The organism is Stenotrophomonas sp. PA-6-5C (assembly GCF_021605635.1).
In the GTDB taxonomy this organism is placed as follows: Bacteria; Pseudomonadota; Gammaproteobacteria; order Xanthomonadales; family Xanthomonadaceae; genus Stenotrophomonas; species Stenotrophomonas lactitubi.
The window spans coordinates 21,820-37,041 of record NZ_WKEE01000038.1; the positions used below are offsets into that span (position 1 = coordinate 21,820).

Annotated in this window: 16 protein-coding genes; 12 read left to right on the forward strand and 4 right to left on the reverse strand. The window is 62.6% G+C overall.

The window, feature by feature from the left end; translation table 11 throughout:
- Positions 1 to 176 precede the first annotated feature (176 nt).
- The 3 genes from GIW57_RS15900 to GIW57_RS15910 all read right to left on the reverse strand — a co-directional run bounded on the left by GIW57_RS15900 (position 177) and on the right by GIW57_RS15910 (position 3,676).
- A complete protein-coding gene (locus GIW57_RS15900; protein ID WP_236511920.1) occupies positions 177 to 2,471 on the reverse strand; it encodes a DEAD/DEAH box helicase in 2,295 nt (764 codons plus the stop codon).
- Positions 2,461 to 3,288, reverse strand: coding sequence for a Hachiman antiphage defense system protein HamA (locus GIW57_RS15905; protein ID WP_079386329.1), 828 nt, complete (start codon positions 3,286 to 3,288; stop codon positions 2,461 to 2,463). The genes GIW57_RS15900 and GIW57_RS15905 overlap by 11 nt, the downstream gene beginning before the upstream one ends.
- A 94-nt stretch (positions 3,289 to 3,382) precedes the next feature.
- Positions 3,383 to 3,676, reverse strand: coding sequence for a helix-turn-helix transcriptional regulator (locus tag GIW57_RS15910; protein WP_079386328.1), 294 nt, complete (start codon positions 3,674 to 3,676; stop codon positions 3,383 to 3,385).
- A 271-nt stretch (positions 3,677 to 3,947) separates the two neighbouring features.
- Here GIW57_RS15910 and GIW57_RS15915 point away from each other — a divergent pair, with 271 nt between their 5' ends.
- The 9 genes from GIW57_RS15915 to GIW57_RS15955 all read left to right on the forward strand — a co-directional run bounded on the left by GIW57_RS15915 (position 3,948) and on the right by GIW57_RS15955 (position 11,431).
- Positions 3,948 to 4,295, forward strand: a complete 348-nt coding sequence (locus tag GIW57_RS15915) for a DUF2958 domain-containing protein (RefSeq protein WP_034067285.1) — start codon at positions 3,948 to 3,950, stop codon at positions 4,293 to 4,295.
- A 323-nt stretch (positions 4,296 to 4,618) separates the two neighbouring features.
- Positions 4,619 to 5,425, forward strand: coding sequence for a DUF2285 domain-containing protein (locus GIW57_RS15920; RefSeq protein ID WP_169898566.1), 807 nt, complete (start codon positions 4,619 to 4,621; stop codon positions 5,423 to 5,425).
- 83 nt (positions 5,426 to 5,508) lie between these two features.
- A complete protein-coding gene (locus GIW57_RS15925) occupies positions 5,509 to 5,793 on the forward strand; it encodes a helix-turn-helix domain-containing protein (protein ID WP_034067281.1) in 285 nt (94 codons plus the stop codon).
- Positions 5,794 to 5,819: 26 nt separating this feature from the next.
- Positions 5,820 to 6,665, forward strand: a complete 846-nt coding sequence (locus tag GIW57_RS15930) for a replication initiator protein A (RefSeq protein ID WP_034067308.1) — start codon at positions 5,820 to 5,822, stop codon at positions 6,663 to 6,665.
- A gap of 265 nt (positions 6,666 to 6,930) precedes the next feature.
- Positions 6,931 to 7,569, forward strand: a complete 639-nt coding sequence (parA, locus tag GIW57_RS15935) for a ParA family partition ATPase (protein WP_034067280.1) — start codon at positions 6,931 to 6,933, stop codon at positions 7,567 to 7,569.
- Positions 7,566 to 7,829 (forward strand): hypothetical protein, encoded by a 264-nt coding sequence (locus tag GIW57_RS15940; protein WP_023094609.1) that lies wholly within the window; start codon positions 7,566 to 7,568, stop codon positions 7,827 to 7,829. Before parA ends, GIW57_RS15940 begins: the two co-directional genes overlap by 4 nt.
- Complete coding sequence (locus tag GIW57_RS15945; RefSeq protein WP_034067279.1) at positions 7,826 to 8,383, forward strand: DUF2840 domain-containing protein; 558 nt, start codon at positions 7,826 to 7,828, stop codon at positions 8,381 to 8,383. Before GIW57_RS15940 ends, GIW57_RS15945 begins: the two co-directional genes overlap by 4 nt.
- Complete coding sequence (locus GIW57_RS15950) at positions 8,380 to 8,979, forward strand: S26 family signal peptidase (protein WP_034067277.1); 600 nt, start codon at positions 8,380 to 8,382, stop codon at positions 8,977 to 8,979. The genes GIW57_RS15945 and GIW57_RS15950 overlap by 4 nt, the downstream gene beginning before the upstream one ends.
- Positions 8,980 to 9,427: 448 nt before the next feature.
- Entirely contained in the window at positions 9,428 to 11,431 is a 2,004-nt protein-coding gene (locus GIW57_RS15955) for a relaxase/mobilization nuclease and DUF3363 domain-containing protein (RefSeq protein WP_169898568.1), read from the forward strand.
- Positions 11,432 to 11,444: 13 nt separating this feature from the next.
- Here the strand turns inward: GIW57_RS15955 and GIW57_RS15960 are convergent, their stop codons facing one another.
- Positions 11,445 to 12,245, reverse strand: a complete 801-nt coding sequence (locus GIW57_RS15960) for a helix-turn-helix transcriptional regulator (RefSeq protein ID WP_019439189.1) — start codon at positions 12,243 to 12,245, stop codon at positions 11,445 to 11,447.
- 98 nt (positions 12,246 to 12,343) lie between these two features.
- Between GIW57_RS15960 and GIW57_RS15965 the strand changes: the two genes are divergently transcribed.
- From GIW57_RS15965 to GIW57_RS15975, 3 genes are read left to right on the forward strand one after another with little or no spacing between them, the layout of a single operon-like run.
- The gene (locus GIW57_RS15965) at positions 12,344 to 13,798 is read left to right on the forward strand and encodes an MFS transporter (RefSeq protein WP_019439188.1); all 1,455 of its coding nucleotides are present in this window, start codon (positions 12,344 to 12,346) and stop codon (positions 13,796 to 13,798) included.
- Positions 13,799 to 13,812: 14 nt separating this feature from the next.
- On the forward strand, positions 13,813 to 14,757 hold the full coding sequence (locus GIW57_RS15970; RefSeq protein WP_003462948.1) for a LysR substrate-binding domain-containing protein: 945 nt from the start codon (positions 13,813 to 13,815) through the stop codon (positions 14,755 to 14,757).
- A 2-nt stretch (positions 14,758 to 14,759) separates the two neighbouring features.
- On the forward strand, positions 14,760 to 15,026 hold the full coding sequence (locus tag GIW57_RS15975; RefSeq protein WP_026031985.1) for an EexN family lipoprotein: 267 nt from the start codon (positions 14,760 to 14,762) through the stop codon (positions 15,024 to 15,026).
- Positions 15,027 to 15,222 lie beyond the last annotated feature (196 nt).

Below are 15,222 nucleotides of genomic sequence, written 5' to 3' on the forward strand. Positions count from 1 at the left end.
TCCACGATGACCTCTTCGCTTCGAGAAAAGAGGTCGATGGTAGTGAATAATCCTGCGTTGCTGCCTGCCTGAGCATGGATCGGATCAGTGGAACATCACTGTCCAAGTGCTTGTGGAATCAGTGTCCAAGTGGCCGTGGAATGAGTGTCCAAGTGGCCGTGGAATGAGTGTCCAAGTCAGCGTGGACTGGGTGTCCAAGTGCGCATGGAATCCCCATTTAGCTGCTCTCGAAGAGAATTGGCAGAAAATTTCTTCTTTTGAAGATCGGCTGAGATGTTAGCAACGGCCTCATAAAGGCTCTCCCACTGATCAACAATCATGGTCGCAAACTCAGCAGGGCTCGGATTGCCCAGTGCGCGTGTTCCCGTCTCGTTTTTCATTGGATCGAAGAGCGACAACAAGGTGCTCCCGGTTGGTTCAGCGTTATCGGGATTTATCAGATTAACGGAGTTTTCCCAGCGACGTGATTCGGTAGTCCGCTCGTCATAGAGTCGGTGGTCAGTGAAGATTACGGTGCCTTCGCCGTACATCCCTGCACGTCCAGCGCGTCCCATTAGATTGTGAAAATCTCGTGCTTTTATTAACTCCCGCCCTTGCATAGCACTCGTCACAAGCAGATAACGAATAGGAAGATTAACGCCCTGTGCAAGCGTTGAAGTGCAAACGATCAGCCGAATGAACCTCTGGCGCATTGCATATTCGATCGCAGTGCGAATGCCTTGCGGTGTGTTCCCATGGTGGGCAAAGATGCCAAGAGCAGCGCCCTTTGTCAGGTATGCATCAGCTCCAAAGTTTCTTGAGTAGAGGTTTACGAATCGGCGAATTTCTTCAGGGTTGCTGTACGTTGATGGTGGAGACAGGGAGATCCCTCTCCGGAATGTCTGTTCGACCGCGTCCCTGACTATCTTCGATGCCGAAACCTTTCGTCCCGCGTAGATCGCAACACCTCCATTCTCAATAAGGCGCAAGCCAAGATACAACGCGATGGAGCCGCTTTCTTGGGTTGGAAAATATCTATCCGTCTTTTCTCTGGGTAGGCGCGGCTGCTGCTCAGGCACAATGACTCGCGGCACGAAGAAATCCTGCTCGCCATCGGACGCAACATTGAACTGAAGCTGACCGTCCTTGCCTTGAGGAAGGCTCGCGAACGCGATCAACCGTCGAGCTTGCAAGGACTTGTCAGAAACCACCCTTGATTCATTCTTCAAAAGCCATGTGGCAACGGCTGCGGCGTTCTGGATTACTGCCGAGATCAACACGGTCTGGGCAGATTCTGACAACAATCTCTTAATAGAGGTAAGTAGGAGTTCATAAGTTACACCACGCGTACCGGTGTCGAACTGATGCCCCTCGTCATAGACCACGAGGCCAGCCTTTTGAACAATGTCAGGCTCCTGCCTAAGCGTGTAGAGGAGTTTCTCTGGTGTCAATACCAAAACTTGCGGTGCTGTCCCAATAGACACGTCGAAGATATCGACCTCAATGTCCGTTTGCAGCGCATCGCTTAGTTGGTTAACGCTGTAGCCGTCATCCCTGAAAGCTTTTTCAAGATCACTGGCTATCTCTTGGCATAGAGCACGAAACGGCGCTATCACCAGGGCAAGCTTGGTTCGCGACGATAGGAAAGCTGATCGAATAATTAATTCAGTCGCCCGGGATTTCCCTGCGCTGGTGGGCATTTGAACAAGACCAGATTGCCCTGTATAAAGTCCTGCCTCGCCTACCATTCTTTGTGATGGCCACATTTCCTTGATTGATGTGGGGCGGGATAGGTAAGACTGCCAGCTATCTTGGCGGAGCTTGCTGTATTGAGGCAGCAAGCTCCAAGCCGAATTTGCAATGCGTGTTGCGCTTACGGCACCAAGCAAATCCGCCATAAGCAGCTCATGCGCTGAAGCATTGGCGTATGCCCAATTGCGCAAATCTCTAATTGCTTTGATGGCTCTATCGCTTCCGTCACCGTTCTTGAAGTGCTCACCCAGTGCGTCAAGAATGGCTGCTGCACGCGGCGAGTCAATGACGTTATCTGTCCGGCTCCATGGCTTGTCCAAGGCAACCTTTGCAGCAAGAGCCAGAGGGTCGTTTTCTGGGCCCGCGAGCAGAGCAAGCTTTGATATCAGGACCGCAGCATTTCCTGGTATGTCACCGAGGTAGAAGCCCGCAGCGGCTAGCAGGCGAAGGTTGAAGGAGAGGTCTTGGTTGAGCCGCGAGTCATCAAAAGCTTGAAGTACCTGCGCCGAGAAAACAACTTCGCCGCGCGGCGTGTTTGTTTCACCCTTGGCGTCAATGAATTTCGCTACTTCTTCAGATGCAAAATCACCTATGGTTCCCACCGCCAACGGGAACTGCATTTCAAGGTCTACCCCTTCGGGAAGCTCAATGTGATCGGCTTCCGGTACGCCGTACTCGTACATCTTGCCTTTCGAGAGAGTGATCGCCGCTGCAAAACGGGCGCGTCGTTCAGGCTTCATTTGCAGCCCTTTCATAGAGCGCGTGGACAAACGCCATTAGTGCTGAGGAATGCACCACAATGAGCATAAGATTTCCCGCGTTTTCGTGATCAGTGCAGTCGGTCTTGGATATCTTGGTCGCGTCATACACGCTGGAGCAGAAAATGGCTGCGGCTCCAGACTTGCGAATGTAAGGAACCTCTAGGCCATCCTGGAACCGTTCCACGCGGTCAGCACCTTGCTCGTCCTCCCTTGCTATGAGGCGGCGTTTTATAGCATTGAGAGACTCTGATATCCGATACACGTCCTTAGCCGAATCATTGACTGCATCTTGCAATCGTGCCTTTGCCTTTTTTCCGCTGAGTTGTGCTTTGGACTCGAAGGAAATTAGGGTGTCTTTTTTCGATGGCTTGGAGGGGCCAGCTCCGCCGAACTTGAAGCCGAGTGCATCTGTGCCTTTCGGTGACTCATTTCGCACCAACTTATCATCGTATCGAGTGCGCGGTGTCCAGTAACCCAGTTGGCTTTCAAGAAGGTCAGCGATCAGAATCTCAGCAAAGTCACCAGAACGTGTAGCAGGGCCAAAGTCTTCCGATTTATCAGGGAAAACCAAGTCCGTTAAATACTGCGCGCGTGATTTCTTAGTCCCTTTTCTCAGACGGTCGATCTGGATATCGAGGCAGTATTGCTCACGAAAATGCTTTGCCCAGCTCGTCAGCGCTGGTTCGTTAGTGTGATCAATGTTGAGCTCATACACGGCAACTGCGACGCCATCCGCTGTCTGGACTTTGGCTCCAGTCTTCTTTAGCCAGGCGGTATGTGGTGTAGTTTTTGTCATCCCGATCCTACTTTTCTCTCGCCGTCCGGCAATGATAGAAATTACAGTGCTATGAGGACACCACTAGCAAGCGTCTATCGCTGGTTTAAAACCCTCACTCTTCGCCACCGTCAATGATCCCATTGAGTTCCTGTCGCACCTGCTCCAGAAGCTGGTTGATCTTGCGCTCGCTGTCGCCGGCATACGCCAGCGTCATCAGCGTGAGCGGATGAACTTCCATCACTCCGCACAGTTCGGCCAGCTTGTTCAGCGTCGGGCTTTTCAGGTCGCGCTCCAGCGAACTTAGATAGGTGCGGCTAGACACATCCGAGAACGCCTCTTGGCTCAGACCACGCGCCTTTCTGATCCGCCGCAGTGCATCGGGCAACGATGGCTTGAGCGTCGTCATTCTGGACTTTCCCCAAAATCTAGAATGACAACCCATTGCGCCCTATAGGACTACAATCTATAGTGTTCATTTCGTTTGTGTGTTCTTTTACTGAAATCCGCATTGGCGGCTTTCTTCAAAAGCGGGGAACCTGATTCGTGCCTTTCCTGACTCCCGTACATGTGCCTTCGTACTTCTACGCTTCTGCGGATGCGTGGGGGCGCGCATCTGTGCTTTCGTGGGAAAGCGGGAAAGAGCCTCTGATGCTCTCCACATCCGTGGGCGTACAGCCATGACTCCGCTAATCACCGCCGACGAGCGCACGCGCCTGCTGGCCAACGGCGAGGCTAGCGCCGTCGGGCAGGACACCGACCCGTTGCCCGTGGTGCGCCTGTTCACCCCGGATGCGCATGCCACCTGGCTGCTGGCTTCGCTCGACCCAGCCGATGGCGATACTGCCCATGGCCTGATCGACCTGGGGATTGGCATGCCTGCGCTGGGGACTGTGAAGCTGTCCGACCTGGCCGCCATCGTCGGGCCGCGCCAGCAGCCCGTGATGCGGGATCGCTACTTCCAGCCGGTACGGCGGTTGTCGGAATATCTGCGACTGGCCGAAGACAACGGCTCGATCACCGATTGATCTGCCACCGCGAAGCGCAGGCGCACTGTGTCTATTTCGGTCTGATCTGTGACCCGTTCGGTCTGAATCGGCAGTGTTGCACCGTAGTGGTGCGTACCTGATCGAAACGGTCATGATGCCTGGCGCGAGCTGCGGCAAGCTGACCGACGCGGCATGCCATTGGAGTGCGTTGCCGCCGTCGCACTCGGACGATTTCAGCAACGCATCGGAGTTCATCGGTCTTGACACAGCCAGTTTACGCTTCACCCATGACGTTTTGACGATGGCCTCGTAGCACGCCGTTTCGCCGTGGCGACGCATTCCCAGCACAGGGAGGTTGCCTCATGGCTGATCGCAGTGCCGAGCCGTGGTATGCCACGGCGGCCTATCTCTACGTTCTGCACCTGGATGGCCCAGCGCTGGCCTGGGAGTACCTGCGCCGCCATTCCGACTACCGGCGCGACTGGCTGCGCCGTCGTCGCCAACCGGATGCAGCCGAGCACTGGGGGCTGCGCCTGCTGGAAGACCCCGCCCTGGATGCGCGGGACGCGCACCCAGCCTGGTTCCCCGACCACGATGCCGTGGTTCAGCTCTACCCGGATGCCGATCCACCGCCCGATGCCCTGTGCTTTGAGCTCTGGAAGCTGCCGGGCCACAAACACCTGATCCATGACGGCAAGCGCCTGGTGCTGGTGGCCCGCTGGCCCGGCTGCTGCCTGCGCTTCGTGCTCGCCCCAGGCTTGGCCGATGGCATGGCTTACGCCTATGCCATCCGGGCCTGCGCCGCGCCTTGCGAACGCTATACGGCCCTGGCGAGCGAATTGAACAAGATCGCCGTAGCCGCCGGTGCCGCACCTGCGGCGACCGTCCGGCCACGTCCGCCGCTATCCGCATTGCTGGAATTGCACACCCTTCAGGCGCTGGACGCGACCCTGGCGGGTGCGTCCTTGCGGGAGGTGGCCGAAGGGCTGTTTGGTGTGGATGCCGTTGCCGCCGACTGGCACGCCGACAGCGCTCTGCGCGCCCGCGTGCGGCGGCTGGTACGCCGGAGCGATGGGCTGATGCGCGGCGGCTATCGCCGTCTGGCGCAACTTCCCCCCGTTCCGCCGCATGAGGGGGGACGTTTCGCATCCCCTGCAGAACGTCCCTGAGCAAGAACCCCAAGTTTCTTGAGACTGCCTCCATCCGGTCGCGCTGTGTGGCCGGGCTTTACCGACCGATGGAGGTACATCCCATGCGCCCCGCTCCCTTGCGGCCTGCCGCCGCTCCCGTTGCCACACCCGCACAACCCCAGCGCTATCTCACCAACGATGAAGCTGCCGACTACCTGCGCCTGTCACCGCGCACGCTGGAGAAACAGCGCGTCATCGGTGGTGGCCCGAAGTTCCGCAAGTTCGGCCGTCGCGTCATGTACGCGGTGTCCGACCTCGACGCCTGGGCCGACCAGCGCAGCTACGAGGCTACATCCGACCCGGAATACGCCGTACGCCACGCGGGCGACTACCGTGATGGCCGCTGATCGTCGGCGCGTGGGTGGCCTTCGCCATGTCCGGCCCTCCAGGGCAAGCCTTGCCGCAGTGCGAACAGCTCGACCTGTTCCGCGCGCTGCCGGGCGACATGGCGCCACGCGACAGCCAGGACTTGATGGCCTTTCCATTCTTCTCGCTGGCGAAGTCGCGGCGCATCGCGCCGATCGACTTCCGCAGAGGGAACATCACCATCCGCGTGGAAGGCACGGCCGAGCACGGCATCGCCACGATATGGGATGCCGACGTTTTGATTTGGGCGGCCTCGCAGATCGTGGAGGCACGCGACGCGGGCATTCGCCCGTCGCGCTGGATACACGCCACGCCCTACGAGATCCTGCGCTTCATCGGGCGCGGCACATCCCTCAACGACTACCTGCGCCTGAAAGCGGCGCTCGACCGGCTGCAATCGACCAGTGTGGCCACGTCCATCCGCGAAACCACGGGCAGGCGCTTGCATCGCTTTTCGTGGATCAACGAGTGGCGCGAACTGGCCGATGCCAGCGGCACGCCGCTGGGCATCGAGCTGATCCTGCCGGACTGGTTCTATGCCGGCGTGCTCGACGCCGCCCTGGTGCTGACCATCGACCCGGCTTATTTCCGCTTGAAGGGCGGCATCGAACGCTGGCTGTACCGCTTGGTACGCAAGCACGGCGGGCGGCAGGAACACGGCTGGCAATTCGACTTCCGGCATCTGCACCGCAAATCCGGCAGCGCGGCTCGCTTCTCGGACTTCGCCTACGACCTGCGCGTGCTGGTGGCACGGCAGTCGTTACCCGGCTACGTCCTCGGCATCGAGCGCATGCCGGACGACAACACCGAACTGCTGACCTTCCGGCCCGTGCTGCATACGGCACGGGGATAACTGCGGGAAAAGCTGTGGACGGCCTCGTGCTATCAGGAGTACCCGGTATCGTGCTATCGGGAGTACGCCTATCGTGCTATCAGGAGTACGAAAACGCCGCAAAGCCAGTAATGGCGCGGGTTTTCGGCCTCTCTAACTTACCTAACTATAAATCTCTAACTTTTAGTAGAAGCGCACCGTTTCGGTGGACAACCGCCAAACGGCACAGCGAACAGCGTTTTGCAGGGCAGGCGAATCCCGGCTTTCCAGCATGGGAGGCCGCGTCATGATCTTCGCGCTTCTCAACCAGAAAGGCGGCGTCGGCAAGACCACGCTCGCCACGCACATCGCGGGCGAACTGGCGATGCGCGGTCTGCACGTCATCCTGCTGGATGCCGACCCGCAGGGTTCCTCACTGGACTGGACGCAGCGCAGAAGCCAGCAGGGCTTGCCCCGGCTGTTCAGCACCGTGGGCCTCGCCCGCGAGACGCTGCACCAGGAAGCGCCGGAGCTGGCCCGCCGCGCCGATCACGTCATCATCGACGGCCCGCCGCGCATCGCCGCCCTGGCACGTTCCGCGCTGTTGGCCGCCGAGCGTGTGCTGATCCCGGTGCAGCCCAGCCCCTACGACCTGTGGGCCAGCGCCGAGATGGTGGCGCTGATCCGCGAAGCGCAGGTGTTCCGGCCTGCGCTGCACGCGGCCTTCGTCATTAACCGGCGCGTTAGTACCACCATCATCGGCAGGGAAGCGCGGCAGTCGCTGGCCGAACAGCCGCTGCCGGCGCTGCGCAGCGAAGTGCGCCAGCGCATCGTCTTCGCCGACAGCGTGGCCGCTGGCCGGCTTGCACGCGAGACGGCGCCCGACAGCGCCGCCGCACGTGAAGTCACTGCGCTGGTCGATGAACTGCTGCGGTGGCCGACATGAGCAGCCCGCGCAGCAAGCGCGTCGGCATCGGCGCACGTCCGCCCGCGAATCCACACGCCGAGGCATGGATTCGCCAGGGCGACGCCGATGCGCTCAACAAGGGCGACCTTTATACGGCCCGCCTGACGCTCGACGTGACGCCCGCGCTGCGTGCGCGCATCAAGATCGCCGCCTTCGGCCAGGGCGTGACCGTGGCCGAACTGCTGCGCGGCCTGCTGGAACGGGAGTTTCCCGACAAGCGCCCGGAGAACCTGCCATGAACGTATCTGCCTTGCCTGCCGCTCACGCGGCGACGGCTGCACCGGCTGCTGCGCCGCCGCCTTCGCTTTCGACGCTCGCCGGCCAAGCTGGCAACGTGCCGCTGACGCGCGTATCGCTCGCCTACATCGAACCGCACTTCAAGCTCTACCTGCGTTTCGGCGAACCGGCACGCACGCTGCGGCTCGACCGCTGGCGGCGCTGCGCGGTGTTCCTGCCGCGTGCAATATTCTGCCGCGTGCGCTGGGAAGCAAACGACTACGGCACGATCCGCTGGCAGCTCATGGTGATGCAAGCCGCCACGCCGCTGGACGACATGCAGCGCATCCCAGGCGTGCGGCCGGGCGCACGCCTGCTGCTGCACGCCGAAGGCGAAAACGCAGTGCGTGCCGCGCTGGAACGCATCGACAACATCGACGCGCAGGGTATCGCCGCCATCGACGTGTCGCCCGCGTACTGGCGCACGCTGGGCAACCGTCTGGCGGCCCGCCTGGCGCTGCCCGAATACACCGCCGAACGGCACGCCGCCTGGCTCGCTGGAAAGGCGCTGCCATGACGACCCAATCCAACACCACATGCACGCACGAAGCCGCGCCGCATCCTCGCTCGCGCCTGCGTGCTCGCATCGTGCTGGCGGCCTTCGCCGCCGTCGGCCTCGCTGCGCTGGCCTGGGCGGCTTTCGTGTCGCCGTTGCCGCGTCTGACCTACAACCCGTCCGACAGCGTGGCGGTCGGCTGGTATCGCATCGAACCGTTCGACCCGCGCACCGCCTCGTTGCCACGTCCGTTGTCCGTGGACAGCATCGTGCTGGTGCCGCTGCCCGACAGGGCCGCCATGCTGGCTGCGCAGCGCGGCTACCTGCCGACGCGCGTGCCGCTGCTCAAACGTGTGGGCGCGGTTGCGCCTCAACACGTCTGCATCGTCTCCGGTCAGGTACGCATTGATGGCGTGCCTTCGGCCGCCGTGCTGCCTGCCGACCGGCTGGGCCGGCCGCTGCCATCCTTGCAGCTTTGCCGCCGTCTCGACCCGGGCGAACTGTTTCTGTTGAGCGTGACCAATCCGGCGTCGTTCGACAGCCGGTATTTCGGCCCGGTCAGCGCATCCGCCGTGATCGGCGTCGCGCATCCGGTCTGGCTGGAGTCGCGCCCATGATGGCCGTCGATTCGCTGCACGTTGCCGTGCCTCTCATCGTGCCATCGGGCATGTCGTTCCGGCTGCCGCCGCCGTGTCGTCGCGCGTGCAGCGCGGGCGCATTCGCGCCGCGCTTCGCGCAACATCCGGCGCAGCCATCCAGCGTGCAGGCGTCTTGCCTCGAACGCGCCTGGCCTGCGGCCATTGGCGCGTTCGCCAGTGGGCTGGCTGCAAGCAGCACAGCGCTGCCGGGCCGCCGACGCCCGGAGCGAGAGCGAAGGGCAAAGGCGGAAGGCAAGACAAAAGGACGCGGCACCGGGCCGCGTCGAAAGCCTGTCTGCACATGGGGGTGGCGCGGCACGGAGCGGCTTCGCCGCCGTGCCGCGTGGGGCGCGAGGGTCGCGCCAATGCAGGCATGTCCGCGTGCTTCGCACGACAGGACACGCCAGAGCTTGCGGGGAGAGCAGCGATGACCGACCGCCGCGACGACGATTTCCGCGTGCGACCCGGCGCTCCGAAGAACCGGGGCAAAGGCCAAGGGCAAAACTTCGTTTCCAAGGTGCTCAAGCAGGCGGGCAAGGCCAGCGGAGGCAAGTCGGCGATGCGCCATTCCGCAGGCAGTGACAACGGCGCACGCGCCGGTCAGAGGCCCGGCGCGCGTCTGGGGCGCGGCCACACGGCGGCGCGCTTCGCCGGGGCGAAGCTGACGCCCATGTCGCGGCGTGTGACCATCAAGACGCTGCTGGTCAATCACCAACGGGCCAGCCCACAGTCGCTCGCCAAGCACCTGCGCTACATCGAGCGCGACGGCGCGGGTCGCGATGGCGAGCCAGGCCGGGCCTATGGGCCGCAGGCTGACGAAGCCGACCTGGACGCCTTCAAGGAACGCTGCGCCGATGACCGGCATCATTTCCGCTTCATCGTTTCCCCGGAGGACGGGGCCGAGCTGGAAGACCTGCGCACCTACACGCGGCACCTCATGGGCCGCATGGAGGCCGACCTGGGCACGCGGCTGGATTGGGTGGCGGTCGATCACTGGAACACCGACAACCCGCACACCCACCTGATCGTGCGCGGGCGCGACGACAGCGGCAAAGACCTCATCATCGCGGGCGACTACATCGCCCACGGTTTCCGTCATCGCGCCGCCGAGCTAGCGACCGAATGGCTGGGGCCGCGAACCGAACTGGAGATCCAGCAGACCTTGCAGCGCGAGGTGGAGCAAGAGCGGTGGACGAACCTGGATCGCACCCTGCAGCGTGAGGCCGGCGACGGTTGCCAGGTGCAGATCGAGCGTTTCAACGAACCGAATCTGCAACGCCAGCGCTTGCTGCTGATCGGTCGGTTGCAACGCTTGCAGCGCCTGGGCTTGGCTGACGAGACAAAGCCTGGCGCCTGGGCCATCCATGACGATGCCGAGAAGACCTTGCGTGCACTGGGCGAGCGCGGCGACATTATCCGCACCATGCAGCGCGCCATGAGCGGACAGCCACGCGAGCTGGCAGTGTTCGCGCCGAGCCAAGATGATGGAAGTGGCCGCACCGTCGTCGGCCGCGTGGCCGCCAAGGGGCTGGCTGACGAACTGCGCGATCGGAGCTATCTGGTCATCGACGGCGTTGACGGCAAAGCCCACTATGTCGCGCTCAATGCCCGCGATGAGCTGGCGAACTATCCCACCGGAGCCGTGGTTGAGGTGCGCGGTTCCGCCGAAGTACGGGCGGCCGACAAGAACATCGCCGCACTGGCAAGCGATGGCCTGTACCGCACCGATCACCACCTGGCGATCGAGCAAGGCCGCGTCAAGCCCGGACGCAACCCGCAGGAGGTTGTCGCCGCCCACGTTCGGCGGCTGGAAGCCCTGCGCCGGGCGGGCATCGTGGAGCGCGCGGCCGAAGGGCTATGGAAGGTGCCGGACGACCTGGCCGAGCGTGGCCGCCAGTACGACGCGCAGCGCCTGGGTGGCGTGGCCGTGGAAATGAAGTCCCATCTTCCCATCGAGCGGCAGGCCCGCGTGATCGGGGCCACTTGGCTCGACCAGCAACTGATCGGCGGCGGCAAAGGGCTGGGCGATCTGGGCTTTGGCGGCGACGTTAAGCAAGCCATGCAGCAGCGCGCCAACTTCCTAGCCGAACAGGGACTGGCGGAGAAGCGCGGCCAGCGCGTGATCCTGGCCCGCAATCTGCTGGCGACGCTGCGCAATCGGGAACTGACGCAAGCCGCGAAGGACATTGCCGCCGAGACCGGCCTGGAGCATCGCCCGGTCACGGACGGTCAGCGTTTGGCCGGTATCTACCGGCGCTCGGTCATGCTCGCCAGCGGGCGTTACGCCATGCTCGACAACGGCAAGGGGTTCAGCCTCGTGCCGTGGAAGCCGGTGATCGAACAGCGGCTGGGGCAGCAGCTCGCTGCGACAGTACGCGGCGGCGGGGTGTCGTGGGAGATTGGACGGCAGCGTGGGCCAACGATTGGATAACGCTATCGACTCATCATTCACCGTCAGCGGTTTTGAGCTGCTGCGCATACACCACCAACCGTAGGTGCCGGTCTTCGTCAACCGTCAATGATGTGTGCTCAAACGGTTCGGCCTGACCGTTGATGACCATTTTGCGCACGCCGTTGCAGGACGCATGCACATCATGCGTCCGCCACCACGCCTTGAACTCCGGCGACACCCGTTCCAGCTCATCCACCAGTTCATGAATGTCCGCTTCCTGCGTGGCGCGGGCGAAGTCACGGCGGAAGCTGGAGAGCATCAGCGGGGCTTGTGCTTCCCATTCGTGGAAACGGGCATGCAGGGCCGGATCGGTGAACAGCAGCCAGAGCAGATTGCGCCGCTCGGGCGTGTGCTTGCCGAAACCGAAAAGTGCATCAGCCGGTGCATTGAAGCCCAATACGTCCCATCGCAGATTGAGCACGAAGGCCGGGTGCGGTAAATCGTGCATCAGGCGGCGCACCATCGGCGGCAGCACGCACCAGGTCTTGCCCGGTTCGGCGGGCGGCCGTTCGTGGGCCAGCAGGAACAGGTGGCGGCGTTCGGCAGCATCCAGTTTTAGCACCCGCGCCAGGTTATCCAAAAAGGTGGCCGACACGCCAATGTCGCGCCCCTGTTCCAGCCATGTGTACCAGGTCAGACCAACACCGGCGAGCGCGGCGACTTCCTCGCGCCGCAGTCCTGGCGTGCGGCGGCGGCCACCGCTGGGCAAGCCCACGTCGGCAGGCGAAAGGCGTTCGCGGTGCGCCCGCAGGAAAGCCGCCAGATCGGAGCGGGTTCGTTCCAGAGTTCGCATCATTTATCTCGTTGTTTTAAGTAATAGCATAAATAGTTAAATTGTAATTGTTTAAAAAGAGTTTGAGAATGATCGCGTCTTTACCCTGGATACGCAAGATGAACTCGAATTCCTGCCTCTCGACGCCGCCTGCGCGCGCCGTCAGCGGCCCGCCGTGGCTCGGTTTATCCGTGCTGCTGCTGGCCGGTTTCGTCACGATCTTTGACCTGTTCGTGGTCAATGTCGCCATTCCCAGCATGCAGGCCGATCTGGGCGCGAACTTCGCGCAGATCGGCTTCATCGTCGCTGGCTATGAACTGGCCTTCGGCGTGCTGCTGATTACCGGCGGGCGGCTGGGCGACCTGTTCGGGAGACGGCGTCTGTTCGTCACCGGCATGGCCGGCTTCACGCTGGCCTCGGCCTTGTGCGGGCTGGCGCCCAGCGCGGAATTCCTGATCGGTGCGCGGGTGTTGCAAGGGCTGGCTGCCGCCTTGCTGTTCCCACAGGTTTATGCGTCCATCCGCGTCAACTTCGACGGTGACGACAGCCGCCGCGCCTTTGGCCTGCTGGGAATGACGCTGGGCCTGGCGGCCATCGCCGGGCAGGTGCTTGGCGGCTGGCTGGTGCATGCCGATCTGTTCGGCCTGGGCTGGCGCAGTATCTTTCTCATCAACGTGCCCATTGGGCTGTTCGCCATCGCGGCGGCACGCACCATCCCCGAGTCCTGCGCACCGCAGCGCCCGGCGTTGGACTGGATGGGCGTGGCGTTGGTCAGCGCCGGGCTGACGTTGCTGCTGGTGCCGCTGATCGAGGGGCCTGGGCAGGGCTGGCCGGCGTGGAGCCTGTTGTCGCTAGGTGTGGCGGTGCTGCTGCTGGCCCTGTTCCATCGGCAGCAAGAGCAACGGCGTATGGCGGGCGGCTTGCCACTGGTGGACATGCGCCTGTTGGCCCAGCGCCGCTTCGCGCTGGGCGCGGTGCTGGTGCTGCTGGTCTATTCCACGTCCAGTTCCTTCTTCCTGTGCTTCGCCTTGCTGGTGCAGACCGGACTGGGACTTGACCCTTTCATGGCGGGCAGCATCTTCGCGCCGTGCAGCGTGGGCTTCGTGCTGGCATCCCTGGCCGCGCCACGTTTGGTGGCGCGCTGGGGGACGCGGGCCATCGTGGCGGGTGCGATGGTCTATGCGGTGTCCATCGGGCTGCTGATCGCACAGGTGTGGATGGCTGGCGCGGAGCTGGTGCCCGCGCGGCTGATCCCCGTGCTGGTCGTGGTTGGCGCTGGCCAAGGGTTCATCATGACGCCGCTGCTGAATCTGGTGCTGGGCTTTGTCGATGAAGCGCAGGCCGGCATGGCGTCGGGCGTGATCTCGACCGTGCAGCAGGTCGGTGCGGCGCTGGGTGTGGCCGTGGTCGGCATCCTGTTCGCAGCGGCGCTGGCTGCCGATGAAAGTGTTGCCGCACAGGCCGGCGTGTACGCCTCGGCCTTCGTGGCCGGCATGCTCTACAACCTCGGTGCAGCCCTGCTGGTCTGCGTGTTGTTGCTGATGCTGGCGAGAACGCAGCGGTTAGCGGGCTGACGGGAGGGCGCGCGATGGAGCTTCGGCATCTGCGCTGTTTCCTGGCTGTGGCAGAGGAACTCCACTTCGCCCGGGCCGCCGAGCGGCTGCACATCGAGCAGTCGCCGCTGTCGCGCACCATCAAGGAACTGGAAGAAGACCTGGGCGAACAGTTGTTCATCCGCACCAGCCGCAGCACACAGCTGACACGGGCGGGCAAGCTGTTTCTGGAACATGTGCCGCGCATCTTCACGGCCTTGCAGCAAGCCCGCGACAGCGTGCAGGCAGCGGCCAACGGCTTTCATGGGCAATTGCGCATTGCCCTGTCCGACGGCATTACGCCTTCGCGCCTGCCGGCGTTGCTGGCGCTGTGCCGGCAGGAGGAACCCGAAGTAGAGATCCGGCTGTTCGAGGTGCCGTTGTCTCAGCAGATCAAAGGGCTGCATGACGACCTGTACGACGTGGGTTTCGCGCAGGCCGATGAAGTGGGCGATGGCGTCGTGGCTCAAGCAGTCTGGAGTGATCCCCTGATGGTGGCAGTGCCTGCTCGGCATCCGCTGCTCAGGCACAAACGCATCCCGCTGGAAGAGGTGCTGCGCCATCCTCTGGTGCTGTGCGATCCACAAGCATGCGAAGGCCATGCGCGCCAGGTCGAGCGTGTGCTACGCCGGGCGGACACGGAACCGCTGATTGCCGAGCGTGTGTCTTCGTGCGATTTGATGATGGCCCTGGTATCAGCGGGCTTTGCGCTGGGGATCACCGGAGCACCGCACATTGCGGCCAGCCGCGAATCCGGCGTTGTCGCCCGGCCACTCGCGGGGCGTGCGCCCATGCTGACGACCTATGTGCTGCATCGGGAAGGCGAATCCTCGGACGTGTTGGAGCGCTTCATCGAGCGCGTGTTGGCCATCGAATCACCAGAAGGCTACAGATCTACATCACCCGTTGAACCCGACTCCCTGGAGGACAACGATCCATGACCATGAAGCTGATTACCCCGTTCTTGTTGGTTGCTGCACTTACGGCCTGCGGACCGTCCGAGCCGCCGAAACAGCAAGCCAATGTGCCTACCGTCGAAGAACTGGCTGCCGCCCCTGAACGCTTGAAGGAGCTGCGCCGCCAATGCAAGACCGAGCGTCCGACGATGGGCGATGTGCTGTGCAACCGCGTGGCCGAAGCAACGAACAAGCGCTTCTTCGGAGACGGCAAGGTGCCTTACACGCCATCGGAGACGCCGCCGAAGTTCTGACCGTTGGCGGTTTGCCGCATATCCTGACTTTCTTTCTCGACACGCCGCAGCGCGCTCAAGCCTGCGGCGTTTTTACTGGTTTCGTCCCTGCATGAAACCATGCTTTTTGTATCACCTTACTGCCGATAACGGTCTTTGACCGGCACTGAACCGACACCGATCCTGACGCCTGCGGCACGCCTTTGTGCCGCGTTTT